Below are 24,703 nucleotides of genomic sequence, written 5' to 3'. Positions count from 1 at the left end.
AAGAGTTCAAACGCTGCATCTCCTATTCAGGTTGGCGTGCTCCGCTGCGGAAGCGCGCGTTTCACCAGTATCTGCGGTTGACGACATGAAATGCTCGCGCAAATGCGGGCCTTCGGGGGGGACTGATGACATGGCGTGCCGAACCAGCCTGCATTGCGAAGACTGCCACCAGCGCCGGAACGCGCTCTGTGCCGCGATCCGGCTGCGGGCCGCGTCGGTCTGGCCGCTCGTGCCCGACTTCGCCGTCCTGGCGCCGGGCGAGGCCCCGACCGACGTCAGCCTGAAGGGCGGCCGGTTCGGCATCCTCCATTCGGGCCTTCTGCTGCGGTGCGGGGCCGAGACCGGCATGGATGTCGTGTCGGTCGGTGAACCGCTGGGCGAGGCCTTCCGGGGCAACCGCGAGATGCGGGTGACGGCCGTCGTTCCGTCGCAGGTCTGCTGGTATGACGTGCATGAGGTGGAGGCCGCGGCGCTGCGCGATCCCCGTCTCCATGCCGCGCTGATGCAGGCTGCGTCCCATGCCGCCGACCTTCGCCGGATCTTCACCCGCCTCCGCTCGACCTTCGCTCCGGTCGAGCGGCTGGCCGGATTCCTGTCGATCTGCGCCCACCGGCTGGCCGAGCGGGACCGGATGGGCGCGCTGCGGCTGTCGCTGCAATGCCGGCACGAGGATATCGCGACGCTGCTCGCGCTGGGCGGGGCGCAGCTTGACGAGGCGCGCGACGAACTGGTGCGGCGCGGGCTGCTGATCGTGCATGAGGGTGGGGGGCTCGAACTGCCCCGGCTGGCGCAGCTCGAGGATCTGGCGGGGATCGACCTGCCCGTGCCCGCCATGGTGGACGGTCTGGCCCCGGTTCAACCGCATGTGGCTCATCTGCAGCGCGCCTGACGCGAACGAGGCCGGTGCCCCGCGGTGCCGGCCGCAGCGCATGTGTCAGCGGAAAATGCTCCGCTCAAGGATGTAGCGCATTCCGCGTTGCCAGCTTTCGTCCGTATTCCCCCGGATATCGACCGCCTGCCCACGGATCTGCCGCCCCGTTTCGACATCCTTCACATAGAGGTTGAGTGCGAGGATCAGGTTCGAGATCTTCTGAACCTCTCCCACCACCGCATAGTCGGCCCCGAGCGTTTCCGCCATGCGCAGGTCGCAGCCGTTGCACTTGGCCGGGTTGCGGATGCGATCCAGATCCTCCTCGACCGGCGCCAGATCGAGCAGCGTCATCCCATGCGCGCGCATCGCCTCGGCGGCCTGACGCTCCACCATCTCGAGCCGCGCCACCTCATCGGCGCGGACGCCGTTCATCTCGCCCTCGGTTGAAGTGTCGAGGAAGGTGATGCCGAAGAAGGCCGCGCTGCGTCCTTGCCAGAGTTCTTCGGCCGAGGCCGGGCCGGCCGCAAGCAGGAGAAGGGGGAGGAGAAGGCGTTTCATTCCCTTACCCTTGCCCGCCCGACCGGGTGCCGCAAGCCGGACAAAGGGCTGAGAGGAGGGGCGGGAACAACGGACGCCGTGGGCGAGAGGCGGGCAAGACCTCTTCGGCGAAGGGTCGGAGCGCCTGTTCATCCCCCCAATGGTTGACTCGCTGGACTCAGTCCGCCGCGCGACAATTGCCGCGCATGTCAGCGGGACTGCATGTCAGGGAGGATGCAACGGACATGACTCAGGGAGACGTCAAGATCCATCCGTCGGTGGACAACGGCATCGCGCCGGCGCGGGATGATTTCCCCGGCGGCACGTTACGGTGCAAATGCACCGACCGGCCGGTCGAGGTGCGCATCAACGCCCAGGCGGCGCACAACCACGTCTGCGGCTGCACGAAATGCTGGAAGCCCGAGGGGGCGATCTTCAGCATGGTGGCGGTCGTGCCGCGCGAGGCGGTCGAGGTGGTGGCCAACGGCGACAAGCTGAAGGTCGTCGACAGCAGCATGGCGATCCAGCGCCATGCCTGCACGGGCTGCGGCACGCACATGTTCGGCCGGATCGAGAACAAGGACCACCCGTTCTACGGGCTCGACTTCATCCATACCGAACTCTCCTCGGAAGAGGGCTGGTCGCCTCCGGGCTTCGCGGCCTTCGTTTCCTCGGTGATCGAGAGCGGGGTGGCCCCGGATCGAATGGACGGCATCCGCGCCCGTCTGCGCGACCTCGGGCTCGAGCCCTATGATGCGCTCTCGCCGCCGCTGATGGATGCGATCGCCACGCATCTGGCCAAGCGTTCGGGCAAGCTCGCCGCCTGAGGCCGTCGGGGCGGGCCTCAGCCGGGATGAACCCGGTCCTCCCGCAGGCGGCCAGACCGTCTGCGGGTTGGCGTTCCCGGCGGATGCAAGGGCTGCTTCCTCATCCTTTTTGCCGAATGCCGCCGGCGGAATTTCCTCTTAAGGTCAGAGAAATATCAGGACCGCCGCCCCAGCGGCGGGTTCAGGAGAGGGAGAGTAACATGCGCACCCGTGCCGCCGTCGCCGTCGAGGCCGGCAAGCCGCTCGAGATCATGGAGGTCAATCTCGAAGGACCGAAGGCCGGCGAGGTCATGGTCGAGATCAAGGCCACCGGCATCTGCCACACAGACGAGTTCACCCTGTCCGGCGCCGACCCGGAAGGCATGTTCCCGGCGATCCTCGGCCACGAGGGCGCGGGCGTGGTGGTCGAAGTGGGGCCCGGCGTGACGAGCGTGAAGCCGGGGGATCACGTCATCCCGCTCTACACGCCCGAGTGCCGGCAATGCCCGAGCTGCCTGAGCCAGAAGACCAACCTCTGCACCGCGATCCGCGGGACGCAGGGGCAGGGGCTGATGCCCGACGGCACGAGCCGCTTCTCGATGCTCGATGGCACGCCGATCCTGCATTACATGGGCTGCTCGACCTTCTCGAACTACACGGTCCTGCCCGAGATCGCGGTGGCCAAGGTCCGCGAGGACGCGCCCTTCGACAAGATCTGCTACATCGGCTGCGGCGTCACCACCGGCATCGGCGCGGTGATCAACACGGCCAAGGTCGAGATCGGCGCCAAGGCGGTGGTCTTCGGGCTGGGCGGCATCGGGCTGAACGTGATCCAGGGGCTGAGGCTTGCCGGCGCCGACATGATCATCGGGGTCGATCTGAACAACGCCAAGAAGGAATGGGGCGAGCGGTTCGGCATGACCCATTTCGTGAACCCGTCCGAGATCGACGGGGACATCGTGGCCCATCTGGTGAATATGACCAAGACGCCCTTCGACCAGATCGGCGGGGCCGACTACACGTTCGACTGCACGGGAAATGTGAAGGTGATGCGGCAGGCACTGGAAGCGTGCCATCGTGGCTGGGGCCAGTCGATCGTGATCGGCGTGGCGCCGGCGGGGGCCGAGATCCAGACGCGGCCGTTCCAGCTGGTGACGGGGCGGGTCTGGAAGGGCTCGGCCTTCGGCGGCGCGCGCGGGCGGACCGACGTGCCGAAGATCGTGGAATGGTACATGGAGGGCAAGATCCAGATCGATCCGATGATCACCCACATCCTGAGCCTCGAAGAGATCAACAAGGGCTTCGATCTCATGCATGCGGGCGAGTCGATCCGCTCGGTCGTGGTGTTCTGAGCCGCGGTTCCTCCGCGACGCGTGACGATTTCCCAGTGTCGGTGCCAGTGACCCGGCCGGTCGTTCGACCGGCCCGGGCGGCCTCATGCGCAGGTCGCCCCGAGCCATCCGCCAAGGGAGCAAAACATGAGACTGACCCCGTTACTCGCAGGCGCGCTCGCGCTTGGAACGGCGCATGCCGCCGCAGCCCAGGGCGATCCGGCCGCCGGCGAGAAGGCCTTTCGCAAGTGCCTCGCCTGCCATCAGATCGGCGAAGGCGCCACGAGCAAGACCGGCCCGGTGCTGACCGGCGTCGTCGGACGTCCGGCCGCAACCGTCGAGGGCTTCGCCTACTCCAAGGCGATGGCCGAGGCGGCGGAGGGCGGACTCGTCTGGGACCATGCGGCGCTCGAGGACTTCCTGTCCAACCCGCGCAAGGCCATGCCGGGCACCAAGATGGCCTTCCCCGGCATCAGGAAGCCGGAAGAGCTGGCCGACATCATCGCCTATCTCGACACCTTCTCGGATGGTGCGGTGCAGGAGGCCGGCGAGGCGTCCGACGCGCCGGTCGAGGGATGAAAAAGCCCGGTGCGTCAAGGATTTCGCAAGAGCCCGCCTGCGGCGCACCGGCCGATCATACTTTGGGCTTAAAACCGGCCGGCGTCGTTGACGCTACAAATCGACGCGCCGTAGCATGAGGCTCGGGAAGAGGCCGGCGGTTCCGGGGAGGGAACCCAAGGCCGGTGGAACGACCAAGCCATTCTCAATAAATCAACATCGGGAGGAGCCAATGAAGATGCTTAAGAGGGGTCTCGCCGCGACCCTGCTGCTCTCGTCTGCGCCGGTCTATGCGAACGACTCGGTCATGCAGGCGATTGGGGATTCGACCCAATGGGCGATCCAGACCGGCGACTACGCCAACACCCGCTACTCCGAGCTGGACCAGATCAACCGCGAGAACGTGGGCAAGCTTCAGGTCGCCTGGACCTTCTCGACGGGCGTGCTGCGCGGCCACGAGGGCTCGCCGCTCGTGATCGACGGGATCATGTATGTCCACACCCCGTTCCCGAACAATGTCTATGCGCTCGACCTGAACAACGAGGGCAGGATCCTGTGGCGCTACGAGCCGCAGCAGAACCCCGACGTCGTGGGCGTGATGTGCTGCGACACGGTCAACCGCGGCGTGGCCTATGCCGATGGAATGATCTTCCTGCACCAGGCCGACACCACCATCGTCGCGCTGGACGCCAAGTCCGGCGAGGTGAAATGGAGCGTCGTCAACGGTGATCCCACCAAGGGCGAGACCAACACGGCAACCGTCCTGCCGGTCAAGGACAAGATCCTCGTCGGCATCTCGGGCGGCGAGTTCGGTGTCCGCGGCCACCTGACCGCCTACGACATGCAGACCGGCGAGCAGGTCTGGCGCGCCTTCTCGACCGGCCCGGACGAGGAGATGCTCGTCGATCCCGAGCAGACCACGCATCTCGGAAAGCCGATCGGCCCGAACTCGTCGCTGGAAAGCTGGGAAGGCGATCAGTGGCAGATCGGCGGCGGCACCACCTGGGGCTGGTATTCCTATGACCCGGACCTGAACCTTGTCTATTACGGCACGGGCAACCCCTCGACCTGGAACCCGTCGCAACGGCCGGGCGACAACAAGTGGTCGATGACCATCATGGCGCGCGATGTCGATACCGGCATGGCGAAGTGGTTCTACCAGAAGACCCCGCACGACGAGTGGGACTATGACGGGGTGAACGAGAACATCCTCGTCGATCAGGAGATCGACGGGCAGATGCGCAAGCTGCTGGTCAACCTCGACCGCAACGGCTTTGGCTATACGCTCGACCGCGAGACGGGCGAGCTGCTGGTGGCCGAGAAGTATGATCCGGCGGTGAACTGGGCCACCGAAGTGGTGATGGACCCCGAGTCCGACCAGTATGGCCGTCCGCAGGTCGTGGCGGAATATTCGACCGCGCAGAACGGCGAGGACACCAACACCACCGGCGTCTGCCCGGCGGCGCTGGGGTCCAAGGACCAGCAGCCGGCGGCCTTCTCGCCCAAGACGGGCCTCTTCTACGTGCCGACCAACCACGTCTGCATGGATTACGAGCCCTACCGGGTCAGCTACACGGCCGGCCAGCCCTATGTGGGCGCGACGCTCTCGATGTATCCCGCGCCGGACAGCCATGGCGGCATGGGCAATTTCATTGCCTGGGACGCCACCAAGGGCGAGATCAAGTGGTCGCTGCCCGAGCAGTTCTCGGTCTGGTCGGGGGCGCTGGCCACCGCGGGCGACGTCGTGTTCTACGGCACGCTCGAAGGCCACCTCAAGGCGATCGACGCCGAGACGGGCGAGCTTCTCTACCGCTTCAAGACCCCCTCGGGCGTCATCGGCAACGTGATGACCTACGAGCTGAACGGCAAGCAGTACATCGGCATCCTGTCGGGCGTCGGCGGCTGGGCCGGGATCGGTCTCGCGGCCGGCCTGACCAACCCGAACGAGGGTCTGGGCGCCGTGGGCGGCTATGCGGCGCTCTCGGACTACACCGAGCTTGGCGGCCAGCTGACCGTGTTCGCCGTGCCGGACTGAGGATCTCGGCCATCAGCCGGAGCCGGTCCCGGCTCCGGTCCCCTGCGCCGCTGAAGGAGGTGCGGCGGAGGGGATCATGGCCCTGCAAGAACCGGAGCCGCCCCCTTGCGGGCACCGCGGGGGCGGCTTTCTTCTGGGAGGAGATAACGAATGAAGACCACTCTGTCCGTGGGCGCCATGGTGATGTGCGCGCTGATGGCGGGCGCCACGTCGCTGGCCTCGGCCGAGGCCGCAGCACAGGGCACGGATGTTGCGGTCGCGTCGTCGGACGGCATCCGCTCGTTCAATGCCGAGGATGTGCCCACCTTCGACATCGCCGAGGACGGCACGGTGGACTGGCCCACCTTCTCGGGCTACCGCCGCTACCAGTCGGAGTGCCACGTCTGCCATGGCCCGGACGGCATGGGCTCGACCTATGCGCCTGCGCTGAAGGACAGCGTGATGCGCATGGATTACTACACGTTCCTCGAGATCATCGCCAACGGCAAGCAGGATGTGGGCGCCGCGCAGACGCTGGTCATGCCGGCCTTCGGGACGAACCCGAACGTCATGTGCTACGTCGATGACATCTGGACCTATCTGCGGGCCCGCGGCTCGGGGAACCTTGATCGCGGCCGCCCGGCCAAGCGCGCCGACAAGACCGAGGAATATGCCGAGGTGGAAGCGTCGTGCATGGAATGATCCGCAGCGCCCTCGTGGCGACGGTCCTTGCGGCCGGACCGGCCCAGGCGCAGGTCGCCGACCTCGTCTCGGACGATGTGCTGCGCATCTGCGCCGATCCCGCCAATTCCCCCATGTCCCACCGCGACGGCAGCGGCTTCGAGAACCGCATCGCCGAGCATCTCGGCCAGGTCATGGGCAAGCCGGTGGAGTACACCTGGTTCCCGATGGTGGTGGGGTTCGCGCGCAACACCCTCTTTGCGGGCAAGTGCGACCTTGTCATCGGCTATGCCCAGGGCGACGAGCTGGTGCTGAACACCAACCATTACTACACCTCGACCCATGTGCTCGTGGTGAAGGCCGACGGGCCGCTGGCCGGGGTGGAGAGCCTCTCGGACCCGGCGCTCAAGAGGCTGCGCCTGGGCGTGGTGGCCGGTTCGCCTCCGGCCTCGCACATCGCGCGGCATGGGCTGATGGCGAAGGCCAAGCCCTACGACCTGATGGTGGACCGCCGGGTCGAGGATCCGTCCGGCGACATGCTCTCCGACATCGAGGCGGGGGGCATAGATGCCGCCGTGATGTGGGGTCCGGTGGCCGGGCCCCTTGTGCGCGAGCGTGCCGGGCTCAAGGCCATCCCGCTCCTCAAGGAAGAGGGCGCGCCGCGGCTGTTCTACCGCATCACGATGGGCGTGCGGCAGGGCGAGGATGTCTGGAAGCGCGAGGTCAACTCGCTGCTCCGGCGCGAACAGGAGGCGCTCGACGCGATCCTGCGCGAGGCGGGCGTGCCTTTGGTGGATGATTACGGGAAGGCGTTGAAGGAGGGCGGGTGAAGAGGTTTGCGGCGGCCCTGTGTCTTCTGGCGCTTCCGGCGCTGGCCGGTGTGCCGGAGCCCGACGGCTTTCGCGGCGCGCCCTATCGGGCCGAGGTTCCTGCCACGGTGATGGGACAACCCGGCCTCTCGTCCGACGAGGCGCGCGCGTTGCATTCCGCTGGTGTGTCCTTCATCGACGTGCTTCCCCGCGAGGCGCGCCCCGAAGGTCTGCCCGACGACCGGATGTGGCGGGAAAAGCCGCATCTCAGCATTCCGGGCTCGGTCTGGCTGCCGAACACCGGATACGAGGCGCTGCCGGAGGCCGATGCCGCCTATCTGCGCGACGGGCTGGAGCGCGTGACGGGAGGCGATGCCGGCGCCGGGGTGGTGATCTTCTGCAAGAAGGACTGCTGGATGTCCTGGAACGCGGCCAAGCGCGCGATCGGCTGGGGCTTTTCCGGCGTGAAATGGTTCCCCGGAGGGACGGACGCGTGGCAGGATCTGGGTGGGCATCTGGAGGAGGTGCCGCCTGCGCCGCGGTAAGGTCACGATGGGGTTGGGAGGACTGAGAATGCGATTTCTGCACGCCGCGCTTGTTGCGGCCCTGGTCATGCCCTGCGCCGCGCTGGCGCAGGTCGAGATACGGATGGCCGTGTTGCGCGTGGATGAGCCGGGCCGCCCTCCCGCCTCGCGCCTCGACCTGCCGCCCGAGGATCTCGGCTTTGCCGGAGCGCGCCTCGGCACGAGTGACAACGCCACCACCGGGCAGTTCATGGGCCAGAGCTTCGTGACCGACGAGGTCACCGCCACGCACGAGACAGCCGCCGGCAAGATGCAGGAGATCGTGGCCTCGGGCGTCCGGCTCGTGGTGACGCTGGCCGATGAGGAGACCACGCTGGCCCTCGCAGACGCGGCGGGCGACGAGGTGCTGGTCTTCAACGCGCGCGCGCGGGGCGACGCGCTTCGGGGAGAGGACTGCCGGGCCAATCTTCTCCACACCGCGCCCAGCCGGGCGATGGTCACCGATGCTCTGGCGCAGTTCCTCATGTGGAAACGCTGGGACGACTGGTTCCTGATCGAGGGAAGCCACCCGGCCGACCGGGCGCTGGCCGATGCCTATCGGCGCGCGGCCACCAAGTTCGGCGCCCGCATCGTCGAGGAGCGCACTTTCGAGGATACGGGCGGCGCGCGGGCGACCGACAGCGGCCTCGTCCAGATCCAGGCCCGGATGCCCACCTTCACCCAGCGCGCGGCGCAGCATGATGTGGTGGTGGCCGCCGACGAGACCGGCATCTTTGCCGCCTACCTGCCTTACCACACCTGGGAGGCGCGGCCTGTCGCGGGCTCGGCGGGTCTGTCGCCGCTCTCGTGGCATCCCGCGATGGAAATGTGGGGCGGCATGCAGTTCCAGAGCCGCTTCGAAAAGCTCGCCCAGCGTCCCAGCCGCGAGGAGGATTATCAGGTCTGGCTGGCGATGCGCGCCGTGGGCGAGGCGGCCACCCGTACCCAGTCGGCCGAGATGGCGGTCCTGCGGGACTACATGCTGGGCGACGAGTTCCAGCTTGGCGGCTTCAAGGGCCAGCCGCTGACATGGCGCGACTGGGACGGCCAGCTGCGCCAGCCGATCCTGCTCGCATCGGGCGACATCGTGACCTCGGTCTCGCCCCAGTCCGAATATCTGCATCAGGTCTCCCAGCTCGATACGCTCGGCATCGATCGCCCGGAAACGGCCTGCCAGATCGAGCGCCAGTGATTCATTGAGAGGGGAGGACAAGAGATGATCATGAGAGCCACGGGCCTGCTGGCCTGCCTCTGCACCGGGAGCCCGGCGCTTGCGGGCAAGATCTTCGTCTCGAACGAGAAGGGCAACGACATCACCGTGCTCGACAGCGAGAGCTTCGAGGTGATCGCGACCTTTCCCGGCGGCCAGCGCCCGCGCGGCATCACGGCCTCGCCGGACGGCAAGTGGCTTTATGTCTGCGCCTCGGACGACAATCTCGTGCGGGTCTTCAGCACCGACACCTACGAAGAGCAGCCGACGCTGCCCTCGGGGCCCGACCCCGAACTGTTCGTGCTGCATCCGTCGGGCAACCCGCTCTACATTGCCAACGAGGACGACAACATCGTGACCGTTGTCGATGTCGAGACGCGCACGGTTCTGGCCGAGGTGCCGGTGGGGGTGGAGCCCGAGGGCATGGGCGTCTCGCCCGACGGCCGGATCGTCGTCAACACTTCCGAGACGACGAACATGGCCCATTTCATCGACACCGAGACCTTCGAGATCGTCCAGAACGTGCTGGTGGACCAGCGCCCGCGCTTTGCGCAATTCACCGACGACGGCGCGACGCTGCTCGTCTCGTCCGAAATCGGGGGCACGGTCTCGGTCATCGACCCGGCCTCGGGACAGATCGAGAAGAAGATCACCTTCGAGGTGCCGGGCGTCCTGCCCGAGGCCCTGCAGCCGGTGGGGGTGCGGGTGACGGCGGACGGCTCCAAGGCCTATGTCGCGCTCGGGCCCGCCAACCGGGTGGCCGTGGTGGACGGCGCCACCTGGGAGGTGACGGACTATCTGCTCGTGGGGCAGAGGGTCTGGCAACTGGCCTTCTCGCCGGATCAGAAATACCTTTTCACCACCAACGGGAACTCGAACGACATCTCCATCATCGATGTGGCCAGCGACGAGGTGATCCGCTCGGTGCAGGTGGGCGAGCAGCCCTGGGGCGTGGTGGCGGTGGAATGACGGACATTGTTCAGGGAGGAAGACATGTTTGAACGCATCCTGGCCGTGGCGCTCGCCGCCCTTGTCGCAGCGCCGGTGGCCGTGCCGGCGGCCGCCCACGAGTTCGGCTTTGCGGGCCTCATGTCGGCCTCGAACCGCGAGGATCTGGCCGATCTGACGCTGGCCTCGGGCAAGCCCGTGGCGGGCGAACCCTACGAGCTGAAGTCGGGCACCTTCTACCGGATCAAGATCGTGGCCGACGGCTCGGCCGAGCTTGCGCTTTCGGGGGGCGACTTCTTCCGCGCGATCTGGATCAACGAGATCGTCATCAACGGGATCGAGATCCGGCCGATGGGCGTACATTCCATCGAGTTCGACGAGGCGGGCGAGGCGCGGATCTCGTTCGTGGCGATCGTGCCGGGCAGCTTCACGCTCAGCATTCCCGGCTCGTCCGGCGAGACGCAGCGTGCCACCTTCAACATCCGCTGACAGGGAGGAAAGAGGATGAAGAAACTTGCCGCGCTGGCACTCGTGCTGGCCGCCACCACCGCCTCGGCTCAGGAGGCCGACGAGGCGACGGTCGAGCGCATCAACGCGCTTCTGGCCGAGATGCAGTGCGAGGTCGATCCCGTCAACATCGAGGCCGATGACGGCGGATGGGAACTGGATGACGTGTTCTGCGCCGACGGGCAGTATGACATCAAGCTCGACGCCAACTTCGAGGTGACGGAGAAGCGCAAGGAATGACGCCGGCCGGCCCGCCCGCGCTCGAGATCACCGGCCTCAGCCACAATTTCGGCGCGGTCCGGGCCCTGCGGGAGGTGAGCTTCACCGTCCCGCGGGGGGCCTTCGTGGCGCTTCTCGGCGTGAACGGGGCGGGCAAGACCACGCTCTTCTCGCTCGTGACTCGTCTTTACGATTCCACGAGCGGGACGATCCGCGTGGCGGGCTTCGACGCCCGCCGCCAGCCGGGCGAGGCTCTTGCCCGGCTGGGCGTCGTGTTCCAGAGCCGGGCGCTCGACGCCGACCTGACCCTGACCCAGAACCTGCGCTACCACGCGGCGCTGCACGGGATCGGCCGACGCGAGGCCGCGCCGCGCATCGACGAGGTGCTGGCGCTGGTCAGCCTGTCGGACAAGGCGGGGGCGCGGGTGGCGACCCTGTCGGGCGGCCAGCAGCGCCGGGCCGAGATCGCCCGCGCGCTCCTGCACCGGCCGGAACTGCTGCTGCTGGACGAGGCGACGGCCGGGCTCGACCTGCGCTCTCGGGCCGAGGTTCAGACGGTGGTGCGCGACCTGATCGCGGCCGAGGGGGTCTCGGCGCTCTGGGCCACGCACATGATGGAGGAGATCGCGCCCGAGGACCGCGTGGTGGTGCTGCACCGGGGCGAGGTCCGGCTGACGGGGCGGGCCGCGGATCTGGGCGGAAGCCTGACGCAGGGCTTCCTTGCGCTGACCGGAGAGGGCGCATGACCGCGCCGCACCGCATGGCGCCCGTCGCGCCGCCGCGTCCGCGCCCCGGCCACGGCCGCTCGCTGCGCGGCCATCTCATCGCCTTTTCCGGCATCGCCGGGCGCGAGATCCTGCGCTTCACCCGCCAGCGCGAACGGTTCCTGTCGGCGCTGGTCCGGCCGCTGGTGTGGCTCTTCATCTTCGCGGCCGGCTTCCGGGCCGTGCTGGGCCTGTCGATCACGCCGCCCTACCAGACCTATGTGCTCTACGAGGTCTATGTCACGCCCGGCCTCTGCGCGATGATCCAGCTGTTCAACGGGATGCAAAGCTCGCTCTCGATGGTCTATGACCGCGAGACGGGGGCGATGCGGACGCTGCTGGTCAGCCCCTATCCGCGCTGGTTCCTGCTGGGCTCCAAGCTGGTGGCGGGGGTGCTGGTGTCGATCCTGCAGGTCTATGCCTTCCTGCTGATTGCCTGGATCTGGGGCATCCGGCCGCCGGCGCCGGGCTATCTCGCGGTGCTGCCGGCGCTGTTCCTGTCGGGGCTGATGCTGGGGGCGCTGGGGCTCTTCATCTCGTCGGCGATCCGGCAGCTTGAGAATTTCGCGGGCGTGATGAACTTCGTCATCTTTCCGATGTTCTTCGCCTCGACCGCGCTCTATCCGCTCTGGCGACTTCGCGATTCCAGTCCGCTTCTGGCCGACATCGCTCTGGCCAATCCCTTCACTCACGCGGTCGAACTGATCCGCTTCGCGCTCTACCGTCAGGTCGAGCCGCTGGCGCTTGGCGTCGTCGCGGGCTGCGCGTTGCTGTTCTTCGGTGCGGCCGTCTTCATGTATGACCCGTCCAAGGGCCTCTGGGCCCTGCGCAAGCGGTGAGGAGGCACCCATGCTGAAATGGTTCCTTCCGGCGATCCTCCTCTGCGGCACGGCCGCGGCGGCGGATTTCTCGGACCCCGACTGGCCCTGCATCCAGCGCAAGCAACCGCACCTGTCGCTGGGCCAGGTCTGGAGCGGCCCCATTCCCGACGCGGCCACCGAGGATCTTGCCCGCGAACCCCACATCCGGGACCTGGCGGAAGAGCTTGAGCAGCGCCGCCTGTCCATCGAGGAGGCCGAGGGACGGATTGCGGAATTTGCGGCCAGCCATCCTCCCGAGGCGCTGGTGGCGCTGTATCTCGCCACCTTCGAGCGGATCGAGGCGGTCCGCAGCCGCGTCATGTCGGGCATCACGCGCTACGCTCACAGCCAGGAGGCGCTTGACCGGCGGATCGACGCGCTGCGGGCCGAGATGAGCCGGCTTCTGGCGGCCGAGGACAAGGACTTCGACCGGATCGACGCGATCGAGGAGCAGCTCGACTGGGACACCCGGATCTTCCGCGATCGTCAGCAGTCGCTCACCTATGTCTGCGAGACGCCGGTGATCCTCGAGCGCCGGGCCTTCGCGCTGGGTCGCGCCGTGGCACAGCATCTGCCGAAGTAGCGGCGGGCGGGGCGCGTCTATTCCCACTCCAGCTCGGCGTAGGCGGCCGAGACATTGCGGGGATGGCTCGTGTCATACGCCTGCCAGCGCGCGGCCTCCGCGGGATCGCGGTCACGGATCGCGACGCTCATTGGCTGGCCGGCGGCGATCGCGGCGCGGACCGTCGTGCGCAGCCGTTCGAGATAGGTGCGCGTTGCCTCGGCCCCGTCAGGCCAGGGAAGGGGGGCTGGGCCATGCCCGGCCACGATCCGGCGCACCTCGGGGCGCGGCTCGTCCAGCCAGGCAAGCCAGCCGTTCACAGAGCCGTCGAGCGTGGGCAGAAGCTCGTTGAAGACGAGATCGCCGGTAAAGAGCGTCCCCGACTGCGCGTGAAACACCGTGAGGTCGTTGTCGGTGTGCGCGGTGGCGACCGCCCGCAGATGCAGAGTGGCGCCCCCCAGTTCAAGCCGCTCGTCGGCTGTGCCGCGGTCGGGCAGGGCCATGAGGGTGCCCAGCAGCGCGCCGTTCCCGACCTGGGGCGGATAGCTCTCCATCCAGCTCGCGGCGCGCGCCTCGATGCCCGCGGCCAGCCTGGGCGCGCCAAGGATCTCGGCGCCGGCTTCGCGGAAGAGGTCCGCCCCGAAGGAATGATCGGGATGCATGTGGGTCAGGATCAGCGCCCGGATCGGCAGGTCGCTTCGGGCCCGGATCGCCGAAAAGAGCGACTCGGCCTGCGCCCGGCTTGCGCCCGCGTCGATGACGGCGATCCCCTGCGATCCGATCACGACACCGAGGTTCGCGATCTCGCCCCGGTTGGCGGTGTCCGGCAGTCCGTCCTGTCCCTCATGGACGAGGAGGCCCGGCGCGATCTCCTTCAGCGGGAGTTGCGGCAGATCCGCGGTCGGCGCGCAGCGGCTTGGGCCGGCCGTCAGCTCCGGGTGCCGCAGCAGCCAGCCTGCGGCGCGCTCGGCGGCGGTGGAGTGGCACTCCTCCTCGGTCAGCGGTGCGGGCGCGGGCAGCAGCCGCTCGGCGCAGGTGGCGGGCTCGGCCGCGAGGCAGGCGTGAAGCAGCAGGTGGAACATGTCCCTGCCTAGCCGCTTCCGCCCGGGCGCGCACTCAGCCGAAAGTCTGATAGGCGGGGCGGACGCCGCGTGGTTTCATATCTGCCGACAGCACAGGAGATCGCCATGCGCATCATCCGGCCGACCGTCATTTGTGCAGTTCTGCTGACCACACCGCTCTGGGCCGAGGAAAGGCCGAGCCCGATGCAGCCCGGCGAGGCCTGGGAGAGCTTGCAGTTCGACGTCTTCGGCACCGATTCCCTTGTCGAGACGCCCGGCGCGCTCTCGCTCGACGCGCCGTTCCGGGCGCATGATCCGGCGCTTGTTCCGGTGCGGGTGACGCAACCCGCCGGCGGGGCGCGCATCGAGGAACTGACCCTGATGATCGACGAGAACCCCTCGCCGGTCGCCGCGACCTTCACGCTGGGCGAGGCGATGCATCCGCTCGACATGGAGGTGCGGGTGCGGGTCAATGCCTATTCCAACGTGCGGGCCGTGGCGCGGACGGACGGGGGCGACTGGGCGATGGCGGGGCGCTTTGTCCGTGCGACCGGCGGCTGCGCCGCGCCCGCGGGCAAGGATGCCGAGGCCGCACTCGCCCATCTGGGGCAGACCCGCTTTCAGCCGCTGTCGGCCGAGACCGGCGGCGGCGACATGCGGCGCGAAGCCAAGCTGATGATCCGGCATCCGAACTACTCGGGCCTCCAGCGCGATCAGATCACCCTGCTGACCATTCCGGCCCGCTTCATCGACCTGCTCGAAGTGCGGCAGGGCGAGGAGCTTCTTTTCTCCATGACCGGGGGCATCTCGATCTCGGAAGATCCCGTCTTCACCTTCCGCTACCGCGACAACGGCGCGGGCGAGATCGTCGTCCGGGCAGTCGATACGGAAGGCGTCGAGTTCGGCGGCACCTTCCCGGTGCCTGCAGGCTGAAAAGAGGCGTCTCATGCGGGAACCGGAAGGGCTTGCCGCGCGTTCCCGGACATGGGCAAGATTGCCCTGCCGGAACAAGAGCAAGAGGAGCGGCAGGCAACCGGCCGATGGGGGAGACCGCGCAGGGAGGGGGAAGCCCGCGCGGAAACGGGAGGAAACTATGGGACATGTTCCTGGTGGGGGCATCGCATGCGCAGGAGCGCAGCGGGTGCCGGCACGCACGATTGGTGACATATTGATCGTCGATGACCATCCGCTGATGTGCGACGCGCTGGCGATGACCCTCACCCATGCCTTCGGGCTGAAGCGGGTGCGCAGCGCGGCCAGCCTGTCGGCCGCCGAGACGCTGCTGCGCGAGGGTCCGCTGCCGGATGCCATCGTGCTCGACCTGAACCTGCCCGACGTGCGGGGCATCGAAGGGGTGATGAGCCTTCGCAAGCTTGCGCGCGCCGTTCCGCTGACGGTGATCTCGGCCGAGGTCGATGCCGAGATGGTGACGGCGGTGATGGCGGCGGGGGCGACGGGCTATGTCTCCAAGAGCCTGCCGCGGCCGCAGATGATCGAGGCCTTCGGGCGGATGTGGGCCGGCGAGCCGGTGACGCCCGAGGAATATGATGCCGACGGTGGCGGCGAGGACAGTGGCGAGCAGATGCGCGAACTGGCCCGCAGCTTTGCCACCCTCACGCCGCAGCAGATGAACATCCTGCGGCTGATCTGTCAGGGGCGGCCGAACAAGCTGATCTCCTACGAACTCTCGATAGCCGAGGCGACCGTCAAGACCCACATCGCTGCCATCATGTCCAAGATCAACGTGAGGAACCGCACCCAGGCAGCCCTTCTGGCCAGCAAGGCGCGGCTCTTCGCGCGCTAGGGGGCTGCGGTTGGACGAACGCTTTGCGACGGAAGGGGCACGCTCCGGCGACAGCGGGGCGCCGGTCGTGCTGTCCGAGCCGGCCTGCGCGCCGGATCTGGCCGAGCGGCTGTGCGCGGGGCTTGCGGGGGCGGCGCCGGCGGCGGTTCTGCTGTTCTCGTCACCCGGCGCAGATCTTCCGGCGCTGGCGGCGCGTCTGGGCGCGGCGCTGGGGGCCCGGATCATCGGCTGCTCCTCGGCAGGCGAGTTTGCCTGCGGCGGCTATGGCAACGGGCATGTGGTGGCGGTGGGGCTGCCCGGCGCGCGCTTTCACACCGACGCCGTCTGGCTGAGGAACCTCGCGGGGCTGGGCGTGTCGGACTGGATGGCCGAGCTGCGCGCGCTCTTTTCCCGGTTCGAGGGGCAGCCGCGGCGGCATCGGTTCGGCCTCCTGCTCATCGACGGGCTGAGCCGGCAGGAAGAGCTGGTGGCGGCCACGGTCGACGCGGTGGCCCACCGGCTGCCGGTGCTGGGCGGATCGGCGGGCGACGGGCTGCGGTTCGAGGAGACCTGCCTCGTCCTTGACGGCGACAGCCACCGGGACAGCGCGATCTTTGCGCTGTTCGAGACGGATTTCGCGCTGGAGCAGGTGATCTTCGACCATTTCACCCCCTCGGGCAGCCGGATGGTGGTGACGGCGGCGGTGCCCGAAGAACGGCTGATCCTCGAGATCAACGCCGAGCCCGCGGCCGAGGAGTACGCACGCCTGATCGGCCTTGCCCCCGAGGCGCTGAACCCGCGTGTCTTCGCCGAGAATCCGCTCCTCGTGCGGATGGGCGGGCAGTATCACGTCCGCGCCATCCGCGAGGTCACGCCCGAGGGCGGGCTTACGCTCATGTCCTCGATCGAGAGCGGCGTGCTGCTGGCCCTTGGCCGTGCCGACGACCTGACGCATGGGCTTCAGGCCCGGCTCGAGGCGCTGGGAGAGCGTCCGGCGCTGATCCTGGCCTTCGACTGCATCCTGCGCCGTCTGGCGCTCGAACAGGCCGGGCTGGAACCGGCTGTCGCCCGCCTCTTTGCCGATTGGCGCATCGCGGGCTTCAACACCTACGGCGAGCAGCACGGCGGCGTGCACGTCAACCAGACCTTCGTGGGTCTCGCGCTGATGGGGCCCGCCCATGCTGCGTGACGGTGACGATCTCGAACGGCAGGTCGAAAAGCTCAAGCGGATCAACGCGGCGCTGATCGACCGGCTGGACCGGGCCGATGCCTCGCGGGGCTCGCACTGGATGCTGTTCCAGACCGCCGCCGTGCTCGAGCAGGAGCTGCTCGCCCGCAACCGCGATCTCGAACAGGCGCTGGCCCATCTGGAGGCGGTCAACCGCGAGCTGGCCCTCGCGCGGGAAACCGCGGACGAGGCCAACCGCTCGAAGACCCGTTTCCTGCGGGCCGCCAGCCACGATCTGCTGCAACCGCTGAGCGCGGCGAAGCTGTTCCTGTCGCATCTGTCCGAAACGGTGAGCGAGCCCTTGCAGGTCGATCTGGTGACGCGCATCGCCACGGCCTTCGACTCCACCGAAGAGCTGATCCGCGCGCTGCTCGAGATCTCGCGGCTCGATTCGGTCCGTCTCGACATTTCCAGCGAGCGCGTCTCGCTGGGCCGGCTCTTCCAGCGGCTGATGGTCGATTTCCAGAACGACGCCGAGGCGCGGGGCCTTGAGCTGCGCTTCGTGATCTCGTCGGCCACCGTGATGTCGAACCCCGTCTTCCTGCGGCGCATCGCGCAGAACCTGATCTCGAACGCGATCAAGTACACGCGGACCGGCCGGGTGCTGGTGGGCGCCCGGCGCGAGGGGGCGGATGTCTGGCTCGAGGTGCATGACACGGGCCCCGGCATCGCCCCCAAGGACCGCGAGCGGATCTTCAACGAGTTCGAGCGGCTGGCCCCCGACGGAGAGGAGCCGGGCACGGGCCTCGGCCTCTCGATCGTGCGGCGCGCCTGCCTGCGGCTCGGCCACGAGATCGCGCTCGACAGCGCGCCGGGGCGGGGCTCGGTCTTTCGCATCCGTTTGCCGCGCGCGCTCGAGGCGCCGGGGGCGCTGGCGGCCGGGCCGGCTCCGGCTGCGACCACCGGCGCCGTGCAGCGGCTGGCGGGGACGCCGCCCGATCCGTTGCTGATGGCCGATCCCATGGCGGGCCCTGCGCCGGCCTCGCTCGCGGGGCGGCGGGTGCTGGTGGTCGAGAATGACGCGGCGATGCGCGACGCCTACGCGCTCCTGCTGCGGCGTTGGGGGATGGTGGTGGCCGCGGCAGACGGCACGCAGGCGGCGCTGGCGCAGGTTGCGGGCTTCGTGCCGGAAGCCCTCGTCACCGACTACCGACTCGACCGGGACGACACCGGCCTCGGCACCATCGCCGCGCTGCGCCGCAGGCTCGGGACGCGGCTGCCCGCGCTGATCGTCACCGCCGAGCCCGACCCGCAACTTGAGGCGCAGGCCGACCGGCTGACCTCGGCGCTGCTGCGCAAGCCCGTCTCGGAGAGCGAGCTTCGCGAGACGCTCTCGGCGCTTCTCGACGCCCGCAGCCGGGGTGCGGCCGCGGCGGAATGAAAGGATGAGAATGAAACCTATACGAGCGATGCTTCTGCTGGGGGCCCTGATGGCGGGGTCGGCCGTCGAGGCGGGGCGGCTGGCCGAGGTGATCTTCCGCCCCGGCGCCTTCGCCGCGACCGACGTCACACGCTACGCCCACATGCGGACAGGCCCCGAGGTGGAGGGTCTGCGGCTTGTCGCCAGCGGCGAACTCGTGGTGACACCCGAGGCGGGCGACGGCGGCCCCCGTCTTGCGCTCATCCACCGCGTCGAGGGGCACGACCTGCCCGTCGCGGACTTCGCGGCCTCGGGCGGGGATCCGGTGCTGCTGTGGTTTCTCGAGAATACGGTGCGCAGCATGGCGACCATCACCAAGGGCAGCCCGTTCTACATCCGCAACCGGATGCGCGAGGCGCTCGGTGCGGCCGGGCTTGCCGAGGCCGAGGGGCCGGTCACGGCCGAGCTGCGCCCGTTCGAGACGGACGAGAGGCGCGAGGAGATGGGCGCCTTTGCCGATCTGGTCCTGCGTATCACCGTGGACCCTTCGGCGCTCGTGCCGCTTCGCGCCCTTGAGGTCGATACGACGGCCGCGGGCGGGAGCTACCGGGAAACCCTGACGCTGGAGGGGCCATGACCCTGCGCTTTCTCCTGACCCTTGCCCTTCTGCCTCTGCCTGCGCTGGCCCAGACGGCCGGAGAGGCGCCCCCTCCGGCGGTGGCCGGGGGCAGCGCCGGGATCTCCGAGCCAGACGCGGGTGCCGGGGGGCGCTTGTCGGGGCCGGATGCCGGTGCCGTGCGGGCCGCACCCGACCTCCATTTCGACGAGAGCCTGAATGATTATCCGACGCTGGCGCGGGCCGACTATATCTTCGCCTGCCTTGCCGCGAACGGACAGGACCGCAACACGATGCGTCGCTGTGCCTGCTCGATCGATGTGATCGCCTCGATCCTGCCCTACGAGGCCTACGAGAAGGCCGAAACCATCCTTGCGATGCGTCTGGGTGCGGGCGAGCGCGCGAACCTCTTCCGCATTCCCTCGACCCAGGCCGGTGTCGCCGATCTCCGCCGCGCGCAGGCCGAGGCCGAGATGACCTGCTTCTGACGCCACGGCCGGGCCCGCGCTAGCGCCGGCCGTGGAAGTCCGAGCCCGGGTCGTTCAACACCATGTCGCGCAGCCGGTCCCAGAGGTGGCGGCGCAGCTCGGCGTAAAGGGGCAGGGCGCGGATGTCGCCCTCCCACCGGGGCCGCGGGAAGGGCACCTCCAGTTCCTCGACCACGCGGCCCGGACGCGGCGACATGAGCAGGATCCGGTCGGCCATGATCAGCGCCTCATCGACCGAGTGGGTCACGAAAAGCACCGTCGCCGGCCGCCGCTCCATCAGCCGCATCAGCTCGATCTGCATCAGTTCGCGCGACTGCGCGTCGAGGCTGGCGAAGGGCTCGTCCATCAAGAGGATCCCCGGCTCGGCCGCCAGCGCGCGGGCGAGCGCCAGTCGCTGCCGCATCCCGCCCGAGAGCTGCGCAGGCCAGCTTTTCGCGAAGCGTGAAAGGCCGACCAGATCGAGATAGGCATCGGCGCGCGCCCGCGCTTCGGCGCGGGGCAGATGGGGCAGCGCGAAGGCCACGTTCTCGCGCGCGCTCTTCCACGGGATCAGGCGGAAGGACTGGAAGACCATCGCCGCATCCGCGCCCGGCCGCGGAGGGCGGTCATCCACGCTCACGCGCCCCTCGTCGGGCGGGAGCAGGCCCGCGACCAGCCGCAAGAGGGTGGTCTTGCCGCAACCCGACGGGCCGAGCACCACCACCACCTCGTTGCGCCTCAGCGAGAGCGAGACCCGCTCGAGCGCCGGCATCCGGTCGGTGCCCTGCCCGAAGGCGAGCGAGACCTGCTCGAGCCGGACGTGCGTCACCCCTCGGCCGGGCCGAGCTTCCGCAGCACCGTCTCGAGCGGCCCGAAGTCGGTCCATTCCTCGAGCCGCACCGGGCGGAGACCCTGGAAGTCCTCCGTGCCGTACATCCATTCCGTCGTCACCTTCAGTTCCTCACGCGTGAGGCCGCCGTCCACGCTCCAGCTGTTGCGGTAGGCCTCGGCCAGCACCATCAGATCCTCGCGCGCCACGTCCGGCCGCGCCACCACCATCCGCTCCACCCATAGGTCCGGGTCCTGAAAGTCGCGCGACGCGAGGACCAGCGCCTCGATCACCGCCTCGACCTCGGCCCGGCGGCTCCCGAGCACCTGGGTCGTGACCACATTGACCTTGGTCGTCACCGGGGCGGCGGCGAAATAGTCGTCCATGCCCACGAGGATGCTGACGCTGTCACGGTCGGGCATCGCGGACCAGGTGCCGATGGACATGGTGGTGGCATCGACCTGACCGGCCAGCAGCGCCTGCGCGCGGACGGCGGGCTGGCCCAGCGGCACCAGATCCATCCGGTCCATGTCGACTCCCTTGGCCGCCAGCACCTTGGCGCTCAGAGAATGGTCGAGCGAGCCGAGGCGGCCGATGCCGAAGCTGCGCCCCTCGAGCTGCGCAGGATCGGTGATGTCGGGCCGTGCCGCGATCAGGAACGGCAGCGACTTGTTGGGCGACATCACGGCGCGCAGGTCGCTCGTGCCCCGCGCCACCATCTGCAGCAGCGCATCGGTCGAGACATTGGCCATCTCGCCTTCGCCCGCCTGAAGGGCCGCCATCGCCATCGGCGTCTGCTGGACGCGCACCAGCTCGACCTCGACCCCCGCCCGCTCGAAATAGCCGTTGGCCAGGGCCAGATCCACGACCGAGTTCGGCACCAGCGGCGTCTCGAGGTCGCTGATGATGAGGCGGAAGGGCTCGGCCGACGCGGGCAGGGCGAGGACGAGCAGCAGGGCGAAGGGGGCGAGAAGTCGGTTCATGGATCCTCCGGTCACGGGTTACGGCCTGCCCGGAAGGCGCCAGCGCGACAGGCGGCCCTCCAGCAGGCGAAGGCTCTCGGTCACGATCACGCCGATCGCGGCGAGGGCCAGCACGATCACGAAATATTCCGCCATGCGGAAGGTGTTGCCATAGAGGGCGAGCAGACCCCCGAGACCGGACACGGCGGTGTAGAGTTCGGCCACCACGGTGTTGATCAGGCCGATGGTGGCGCCAAGGCGCAGCCCCACCACAAGGAAGGGCAGCGCGCCGGGCAGGACCACATGGATCTGGATGCGCGTCGCCGAGGCGCCGGTCGAGCGGGCCATCTCGATCAGCTCTTCATCGCGGGCCTGCACGCCCGCATAGGTGTTGAGGATGATGGGCATGACCGCGCCGAGAAAGACGATCATGGCCTTCGCCTCGATCCCGAGGCCGAGCAGCACGATGATGAGGGGGATGAAGGCCACCCGTGGCGTCGCGGCGAGGGCAAAGACGAAGACATCGACCGTGCGCCCGAAGAGACGCACCATGCCCATCAGCGCCCCCAGCGGGATGCCCACAAGGATCGCCGCGCCGAGGCCCGTGCCATAGGTGATGAGGCTCTGTCCAAGCGCGCCCTGCAGCCGGCCCTCCGAGAGGAGGCGCCTGGCCGCCTCGACCGTGGCCGCGGGCGACGGGATCATCCCCCTCGGTACGGTGGCCGCGGCCAGGGCCCACAGAAGGATCAGGCAGAGCAGGAACGCAAGGCGCATCAGGGTGACCGTCCCGGCACCCGCCGGGCGCCGGCCGGGGCCGTTCTGCGGTCTCGGTCCTGTCATCCGACCCCTCCCTGGCCGTCCGTCCGGCGAGAGTTGCAGGATCGGCCGGGGCCAGCAATCCCACTTTAGGGGGAGGCGGCCGCCCTCAGCCCAGAGCGTAGCCCGCGCCGCGGACGGTGCGGACGGGATCCTCGCCGCCGTGCACGCAGAGCGCCTTGCGCAGGCGGCCCACATGGACATCGACGGTGCGGCTGTCCACATAGATGTCCCGGCCCCAGACCCGGTCGAGAAGCTGTTCGCGGCTCCAGACCCGGCCCGGCTTTTCCATGAAGGTCGAGAGCAGCCGGAACTCGGTCGGGCCGAGCTTGAGGATCTGGCCGGCGCGGTGAACCTTGTGGGTCTCGGGATCGAGGCGGATGTCCTCGAACTCGAGCGTGAGCCCCACACTCGAAGGCCGCGCGCGGCGAAGCTGGCTGCGCACGCGGGCCATCAGCTCGACCACCGAATAGGGCTTGACCACATAGTCGTCGGCCCCGGTCTCGAGGCCGCGCACCCGGTCCACCTCTTCCGAGCGGGCCGAGAGCATGATGATCGGCACCGAGCGCGTCGAGGGGCGCGACTTCAACTGGCGGCAGACCTCGATGCCCGAGACCGACGGGAGCATCCAGTCGAGCACGATCACATCCGGCCCCGTCTCCTCGACAAGCATCAGCGCCTCGTCGCCGGTGCCCGCCTGCACCACGCGAAAGCCTTCGGATTCGAGGTTGTAGGACAGAACCTCGCGCTGGGCGGGCTCGTCCTCGACGAGCAGGACGACGGGCTGGTCGGCGGGCGACATCAGCCGGCCTCCCCGACGGCGAGGCCGGTGCTGCTGGCGGTCATGTCGGCCTTGGGGCGGGGCTCCTCGGGCAGGCGTCCGGTCACCAGATAGATCACCTGCTCGGCGATCGAGGTGGCGTGGTCGCCCATGCGTTCGATGTTCTTGGCGATGAAATGCAGGTGCATGCAGGCGGTGATGTTGCGCGGATCCTCCATCATGTGGGTCAGGAACTCGCGGAACAGCGCATTGTACATCTGGTCCACCTCGCGGTCGCGCTGGCGCACGTCGGCCGCAAGCTGGGCATCGCGGTGGATGTAGCTGTCGAGCGCATCCTTGAGGAGAAGCTCGACCGTCTTGGCCATGCGCCGGATCGAGCCCGCGGAATCCCCCACCTGCGCAAGCTGGCCCAGAACGACCGCACGCTTGGCGAGGTTCTTGGCATAGTCGCCGCAGCGTTCGAGGGCGGCCGCGATCTTGATCACCGTCAGCACGGTGCGTAGGTCTGTCGCGGTCGGCGAGCGCAGCGCGATGAGCCGCGCGGCCTCCGCCTGGATGCGTTCCTCGAGCGCGTCGATGGCGGCGTCGTTGCGCCGGACCTGCTCGGCCAGTTCCTCGTCGCGGGTCTCGAGCGCCTGGGCCGCGTCGAGGATCGCCGCCTCGACCATGCCGCCCATCTTCATGATGAGGGCCTGCACGGCTTCGAGATCGCGGTCGAAGGCCTGGAAGATATGGGGTTCGGTCATCATGCGGTCCTCCTCCTCAGCCGATCCGGCCCGAGATGTAGCTTTCCGTGCGGGGGTCGTGCGGGTTGGTGAAGATCTGGCCCGTCTCGCCATATTCCACAAGGCGGCCCAGGTGGAAGAAGGCCGTGCGCTGGCTCACGCGCGCCGCCTGCTGCATCGAGTGGGTGACGATCACCACCGAGAACTGCGTGCGCAGCTCGTCGATCAGCTCTTCGATCTGGGCCGTGGCGATCGGGTCGAGCGCGGAACAGGGCTCGTCCATCAGGAGCACCTCGGGCGAGGTGGCGATGGCGCGGGCGATGCAGAGCCGCTGCTGCTGGCCGCCCGAGAGGCCCGTACCGGGTGCCGCAAGCCGGTCCTTCACCTCTTCCCAGAGGGCCGCGCGGCGCAGGGCGGTCTCGACGATCTCGTCGATCTCGGCCTTGGAGCGGGCGAGGCCGTGGATGCGCGGGCCATAGGCCACATTGTCGTAGATCGACTTGGGGAAGGGGTTCGGCTTCTGGAACACCATGCCCACCTTGGCGCGCAACTGGACCGGGTCCACCCGCGGGTCGTAGATGTCGTGGCCGTCGAGCGTGATCCTGCCCTCGATCCGGCAGCCCGGGATCGTGTCGTTCATGCGGTTCAGGCAGCGCAGGAAGGTGGATTTGCCGCAGCCCGAGGGCCCGATGAAGGCGGTCACGGTCTTGCCGAGGATCTCCACGTCCACATCCTTCAGCGCGTGGTTCAGCCCGTAGAAGACCTGCACCCGGCTGGCGGCGATCTTGACCTCGGCGGCGCTCACGACGCGCTCGGCATAGCGGATATCGTCCAT

At 68.6% G+C, this 24,703-nt stretch carries 29 protein-coding genes; 21 read left to right on the top strand and 8 right to left on the bottom strand.

Annotation, left to right across the window (positions count from 1 at the left end; translation table 11 throughout):
• Positions 1-130 precede the first annotated feature (130 nt).
• Positions 131-889 (top strand): Crp/Fnr family transcriptional regulator, encoded by a 759-nt coding sequence (locus LV780_RS08645; protein ID WP_108220517.1) that lies wholly within the window; start codon positions 131-133, stop codon positions 887-889.
• 45 nt (positions 890-934) lie between these two features.
• On the opposite strand, the gene LV780_RS08640 is transcribed toward LV780_RS08645, so the two are convergent.
• Positions 935-1,429 (bottom strand): DUF3280 domain-containing protein, encoded by a 495-nt coding sequence (locus tag LV780_RS08640; protein ID WP_108220518.1) that lies wholly within the window; start codon positions 1,427-1,429, stop codon positions 935-937.
• 224 nt (positions 1,430-1,653) lie between these two features.
• On the opposite strand from LV780_RS08640, the gene gfa reads away from it, so the two are divergent.
• The 14 genes from gfa to LV780_RS08570 all read left to right on the top strand — a co-directional run bounded on the left by gfa (position 1,654) and on the right by LV780_RS08570 (position 13,261).
• Complete coding sequence (gene gfa / locus LV780_RS08635) at positions 1,654-2,235, top strand: S-(hydroxymethyl)glutathione synthase (RefSeq protein WP_108220519.1); 582 nt, start codon at positions 1,654-1,656, stop codon at positions 2,233-2,235.
• A gap of 200 nt (positions 2,236-2,435) precedes the next feature.
• The gene (locus LV780_RS08630) at positions 2,436-3,566 is read left to right on the top strand and encodes an S-(hydroxymethyl)glutathione dehydrogenase/class III alcohol dehydrogenase (RefSeq protein ID WP_011908959.1); all 1,131 of its coding nucleotides are present in this window, start codon (positions 2,436-2,438) and stop codon (positions 3,564-3,566) included.
• Positions 3,567-3,692: 126 nt separating this feature from the next.
• On the top strand, positions 3,693-4,124 hold the full coding sequence (locus LV780_RS08625; RefSeq protein WP_108220520.1) for a c-type cytochrome: 432 nt from the start codon (positions 3,693-3,695) through the stop codon (positions 4,122-4,124).
• A 211-nt stretch (positions 4,125-4,335) separates the two neighbouring features.
• Positions 4,336-6,138, top strand: a complete 1,803-nt coding sequence (locus tag LV780_RS08620) for a methanol/ethanol family PQQ-dependent dehydrogenase (RefSeq protein ID WP_011908957.1) — start codon at positions 4,336-4,338, stop codon at positions 6,136-6,138.
• Between the two features lie 150 nt (positions 6,139-6,288).
• The gene (locus tag LV780_RS08615) at positions 6,289-6,819 is read left to right on the top strand and encodes a c-type cytochrome, methanol metabolism-related (RefSeq protein ID WP_011908956.1); all 531 of its coding nucleotides are present in this window, start codon (positions 6,289-6,291) and stop codon (positions 6,817-6,819) included.
• A complete protein-coding gene (locus tag LV780_RS08610) occupies positions 6,816-7,628 on the top strand; it encodes a substrate-binding domain-containing protein (RefSeq protein ID WP_181318467.1) in 813 nt (270 codons plus the stop codon). Before LV780_RS08615 ends, LV780_RS08610 begins: the two co-directional genes overlap by 4 nt.
• Positions 7,625-8,152, top strand: a complete 528-nt coding sequence (locus LV780_RS08605) for a PQQ-dependent catabolism-associated CXXCW motif protein (RefSeq protein ID WP_117344990.1) — start codon at positions 7,625-7,627, stop codon at positions 8,150-8,152. The genes LV780_RS08610 and LV780_RS08605 overlap by 4 nt, the downstream gene beginning before the upstream one ends.
• Before the next feature lie 28 nt (positions 8,153-8,180).
• Positions 8,181-9,362 carry an ABC transporter substrate-binding protein gene (locus LV780_RS08600; RefSeq protein ID WP_108220523.1) on the top strand — a complete coding sequence of 394 codons (1,182 nt, stop codon included), beginning with the start codon at positions 8,181-8,183 and terminating at the stop codon, positions 9,360-9,362.
• A 24-nt stretch (positions 9,363-9,386) separates the two neighbouring features.
• Positions 9,387-10,349, top strand: a complete 963-nt coding sequence (locus LV780_RS08595) for a YVTN family beta-propeller repeat protein (protein ID WP_101341969.1) — start codon at positions 9,387-9,389, stop codon at positions 10,347-10,349.
• Positions 10,350-10,373: 24 nt separating this feature from the next.
• A complete protein-coding gene (locus LV780_RS08590; RefSeq protein ID WP_011908951.1) occupies positions 10,374-10,817 on the top strand; it encodes a cupredoxin domain-containing protein in 444 nt (147 codons plus the stop codon).
• A gap of 15 nt (positions 10,818-10,832) precedes the next feature.
• Positions 10,833-11,075 carry a PepSY domain-containing protein gene (locus LV780_RS08585; RefSeq protein ID WP_011908950.1) on the top strand — a complete coding sequence of 81 codons (243 nt, stop codon included), beginning with the start codon at positions 10,833-10,835 and terminating at the stop codon, positions 11,073-11,075.
• Positions 11,072-11,800, top strand: a complete 729-nt coding sequence (locus tag LV780_RS08580; protein WP_101341968.1) for an ATP-binding cassette domain-containing protein — start codon at positions 11,072-11,074, stop codon at positions 11,798-11,800. Before LV780_RS08585 ends, LV780_RS08580 begins: the two co-directional genes overlap by 4 nt.
• Positions 11,797-12,657 (top strand): ABC transporter permease, encoded by an 861-nt coding sequence (locus LV780_RS08575; RefSeq protein WP_108220524.1) that lies wholly within the window; start codon positions 11,797-11,799, stop codon positions 12,655-12,657. The genes LV780_RS08580 and LV780_RS08575 overlap by 4 nt, the downstream gene beginning before the upstream one ends.
• Before the next feature lie 10 nt (positions 12,658-12,667).
• On the top strand, positions 12,668-13,261 hold the full coding sequence (locus tag LV780_RS08570; protein WP_108220525.1) for a hypothetical protein: 594 nt from the start codon (positions 12,668-12,670) through the stop codon (positions 13,259-13,261).
• Positions 13,262-13,278: 17 nt separating this feature from the next.
• Here the strand turns inward: LV780_RS08570 and LV780_RS08565 are convergent, their stop codons facing one another.
• Positions 13,279-14,322, bottom strand: a complete 1,044-nt coding sequence (locus LV780_RS08565; RefSeq protein WP_108220526.1) for a quinoprotein relay system zinc metallohydrolase 2 — start codon at positions 14,320-14,322, stop codon at positions 13,279-13,281.
• A 105-nt stretch (positions 14,323-14,427) separates the two neighbouring features.
• Here LV780_RS08565 and LV780_RS08560 point away from each other — a divergent pair, with 105 nt between their 5' ends.
• From LV780_RS08560 to LV780_RS08535, 6 genes are all read left to right on the top strand, one after another.
• The gene (locus tag LV780_RS08560; protein ID WP_108220527.1) at positions 14,428-15,234 is read left to right on the top strand and encodes a quinoprotein dehydrogenase-associated SoxYZ-like carrier; all 807 of its coding nucleotides are present in this window, start codon (positions 14,428-14,430) and stop codon (positions 15,232-15,234) included.
• 160 nt (positions 15,235-15,394) lie between these two features.
• The gene (locus LV780_RS08555; RefSeq protein WP_108220528.1) at positions 15,395-16,105 is read left to right on the top strand and encodes a response regulator; all 711 of its coding nucleotides are present in this window, start codon (positions 15,395-15,397) and stop codon (positions 16,103-16,105) included.
• Between the two features lie 10 nt (positions 16,106-16,115).
• Entirely contained in the window at positions 16,116-17,273 is a 1,158-nt protein-coding gene (locus tag LV780_RS08550; RefSeq protein ID WP_011908943.1) for an FIST N-terminal domain-containing protein, read from the top strand.
• Entirely contained in the window at positions 17,263-18,693 is a 1,431-nt protein-coding gene (locus tag LV780_RS08545; protein WP_108220529.1) for an ATP-binding response regulator, read from the top strand. Before LV780_RS08550 ends, LV780_RS08545 begins: the two co-directional genes overlap by 11 nt.
• A gap of 10 nt (positions 18,694-18,703) precedes the next feature.
• Positions 18,704-19,309, top strand: a complete 606-nt coding sequence (locus tag LV780_RS08540; RefSeq protein WP_181318468.1) for a hypothetical protein — start codon at positions 18,704-18,706, stop codon at positions 19,307-19,309.
• Positions 19,306-19,776, top strand: a complete 471-nt coding sequence (locus tag LV780_RS08535; RefSeq protein WP_011908940.1) for a hypothetical protein — start codon at positions 19,306-19,308, stop codon at positions 19,774-19,776. Before LV780_RS08540 ends, LV780_RS08535 begins: the two co-directional genes overlap by 4 nt.
• 19 nt (positions 19,777-19,795) lie before the next feature.
• On the opposite strand, the gene LV780_RS08530 is transcribed toward LV780_RS08535, so the two are convergent.
• The 6 genes from LV780_RS08530 to pstB all read right to left on the bottom strand — a co-directional run bounded on the left by LV780_RS08530 (position 19,796) and on the right by pstB (position 24,703).
• Positions 19,796-20,527, bottom strand: a complete 732-nt coding sequence (locus LV780_RS08530; RefSeq protein ID WP_326489520.1) for an ABC transporter ATP-binding protein — start codon at positions 20,525-20,527, stop codon at positions 19,796-19,798.
• Between the two features lie 53 nt (positions 20,528-20,580).
• A complete protein-coding gene (locus tag LV780_RS08525; protein WP_108220532.1) occupies positions 20,581-21,567 on the bottom strand; it encodes an ABC transporter substrate-binding protein in 987 nt (328 codons plus the stop codon).
• Positions 21,568-21,585: 18 nt separating this feature from the next.
• Positions 21,586-22,386 carry an ABC transporter permease gene (locus LV780_RS08520; RefSeq protein ID WP_101340966.1) on the bottom strand — a complete coding sequence of 267 codons (801 nt, stop codon included), beginning with the start codon at positions 22,384-22,386 and terminating at the stop codon, positions 21,586-21,588.
• Between the two features lie 85 nt (positions 22,387-22,471).
• Entirely contained in the window at positions 22,472-23,164 is a 693-nt protein-coding gene (gene phoB / locus LV780_RS08515) for a phosphate regulon transcriptional regulator PhoB (RefSeq protein WP_011908936.1), read from the bottom strand.
• Positions 23,164-23,892 carry a phosphate signaling complex protein PhoU gene (gene phoU, locus LV780_RS08510; RefSeq protein WP_011908935.1) on the bottom strand — a complete coding sequence of 243 codons (729 nt, stop codon included), beginning with the start codon at positions 23,890-23,892 and terminating at the stop codon, positions 23,164-23,166. The genes phoB and phoU overlap by 1 nt, the downstream gene beginning before the upstream one ends.
• A gap of 13 nt (positions 23,893-23,905) precedes the next feature.
• Positions 23,906-24,703: a phosphate ABC transporter ATP-binding protein PstB gene (pstB, locus tag LV780_RS08505; protein ID WP_108220533.1), complete on the bottom strand. Its 798-nt coding sequence runs from the start codon at positions 24,701-24,703 to the stop codon at positions 23,906-23,908.

This window comes from Cereibacter azotoformans (genome assembly GCF_021391315.1).
Classification (GTDB): Bacteria; Pseudomonadota; Alphaproteobacteria; order Rhodobacterales; family Rhodobacteraceae; genus Cereibacter_A; species Cereibacter_A azotoformans.
The sequence above is the reverse complement of the archived record's forward strand: the minus strand, read 5'-3'. Positions and strand labels throughout refer to the sequence as shown.

What these genes read in the sequence shown, in the direction of transcription:
- LV780_RS08580 (WP_101341968.1), top strand. Translation starts at nt 11,072, where the DNA reads ATGACGCCGGCCGGCCCGCCCGCGCTCGAGATCACCGGCCTCAGCCAC.
- LV780_RS08615 (WP_011908956.1), top strand. Translation starts at nt 6,289, where the DNA reads ATGAAGACCACTCTGTCCGTGGGCGCCATGGTGATGTGCGCGCTGATG.
- LV780_RS08590 (WP_011908951.1), top strand. Translation starts at nt 10,374, where the DNA reads ATGTTTGAACGCATCCTGGCCGTGGCGCTCGCCGCCCTTGTCGCAGCG.
- LV780_RS08520 (WP_101340966.1), bottom strand. Translation starts at nt 22,386, where the DNA reads ATGACAGGACCGAGACCGCAGAACGGCCCCGGCCGGCGCCCGGCGGGT.
- pstB (WP_108220533.1), bottom strand. Translation starts at nt 24,703, where the DNA reads ATGGACGATATCCGCTATGCCGAGCGCGTCGTGAGCGCCGCCGAGGTC.
- LV780_RS08570 (WP_108220525.1), top strand. Translation starts at nt 12,668, where the DNA reads ATGCTGAAATGGTTCCTTCCGGCGATCCTCCTCTGCGGCACGGCCGCG.
- LV780_RS08565 (WP_108220526.1), bottom strand. Translation starts at nt 14,322, where the DNA reads ATGTTCCACCTGCTGCTTCACGCCTGCCTCGCGGCCGAGCCCGCCACC.
- LV780_RS08610 (WP_181318467.1), top strand. Translation starts at nt 6,816, where the DNA reads ATGATCCGCAGCGCCCTCGTGGCGACGGTCCTTGCGGCCGGACCGGCC.
- LV780_RS08530 (WP_326489520.1), bottom strand. Translation starts at nt 20,527, where the DNA reads ATGCCGGCGCTCGAGCGGGTCTCGCTCTCGCTGAGGCGCAACGAGGTG.
- gfa (WP_108220519.1), top strand. Translation starts at nt 1,654, where the DNA reads ATGACTCAGGGAGACGTCAAGATCCATCCGTCGGTGGACAACGGCATC.
- LV780_RS08560 (WP_108220527.1), top strand. Translation starts at nt 14,428, where the DNA reads ATGCGCATCATCCGGCCGACCGTCATTTGTGCAGTTCTGCTGACCACA.
- LV780_RS08595 (WP_101341969.1), top strand. Translation starts at nt 9,387, where the DNA reads ATGATCATGAGAGCCACGGGCCTGCTGGCCTGCCTCTGCACCGGGAGC.
- LV780_RS08585 (WP_011908950.1), top strand. Translation starts at nt 10,833, where the DNA reads ATGAAGAAACTTGCCGCGCTGGCACTCGTGCTGGCCGCCACCACCGCC.
- LV780_RS08640 (WP_108220518.1), bottom strand. Translation starts at nt 1,429, where the DNA reads ATGAAACGCCTTCTCCTCCCCCTTCTCCTGCTTGCGGCCGGCCCGGCC.
- LV780_RS08630 (WP_011908959.1), top strand. Translation starts at nt 2,436, where the DNA reads ATGCGCACCCGTGCCGCCGTCGCCGTCGAGGCCGGCAAGCCGCTCGAG.
- LV780_RS08645 (WP_108220517.1), top strand. Translation starts at nt 131, where the DNA reads ATGGCGTGCCGAACCAGCCTGCATTGCGAAGACTGCCACCAGCGCCGG.
- phoB (WP_011908936.1), bottom strand. Translation starts at nt 23,164, where the DNA reads ATGTCGCCCGCCGACCAGCCCGTCGTCCTGCTCGTCGAGGACGAGCCC.
- phoU (WP_011908935.1), bottom strand. Translation starts at nt 23,892, where the DNA reads ATGATGACCGAACCCCATATCTTCCAGGCCTTCGACCGCGATCTCGAA.
- LV780_RS08575 (WP_108220524.1), top strand. Translation starts at nt 11,797, where the DNA reads ATGACCGCGCCGCACCGCATGGCGCCCGTCGCGCCGCCGCGTCCGCGC.
- LV780_RS08535 (WP_011908940.1), top strand. Translation starts at nt 19,306, where the DNA reads ATGACCCTGCGCTTTCTCCTGACCCTTGCCCTTCTGCCTCTGCCTGCG.
- LV780_RS08545 (WP_108220529.1), top strand. Translation starts at nt 17,263, where the DNA reads ATGCTGCGTGACGGTGACGATCTCGAACGGCAGGTCGAAAAGCTCAAG.
- LV780_RS08620 (WP_011908957.1), top strand. Translation starts at nt 4,336, where the DNA reads ATGAAGATGCTTAAGAGGGGTCTCGCCGCGACCCTGCTGCTCTCGTCT.
- LV780_RS08555 (WP_108220528.1), top strand. Translation starts at nt 15,395, where the DNA reads ATGGGACATGTTCCTGGTGGGGGCATCGCATGCGCAGGAGCGCAGCGG.
- LV780_RS08600 (WP_108220523.1), top strand. Translation starts at nt 8,181, where the DNA reads ATGCGATTTCTGCACGCCGCGCTTGTTGCGGCCCTGGTCATGCCCTGC.
- LV780_RS08625 (WP_108220520.1), top strand. Translation starts at nt 3,693, where the DNA reads ATGAGACTGACCCCGTTACTCGCAGGCGCGCTCGCGCTTGGAACGGCG.
- LV780_RS08525 (WP_108220532.1), bottom strand. Translation starts at nt 21,567, where the DNA reads ATGAACCGACTTCTCGCCCCCTTCGCCCTGCTGCTCGTCCTCGCCCTG.
- LV780_RS08540 (WP_181318468.1), top strand. Translation starts at nt 18,704, where the DNA reads ATGAAACCTATACGAGCGATGCTTCTGCTGGGGGCCCTGATGGCGGGG.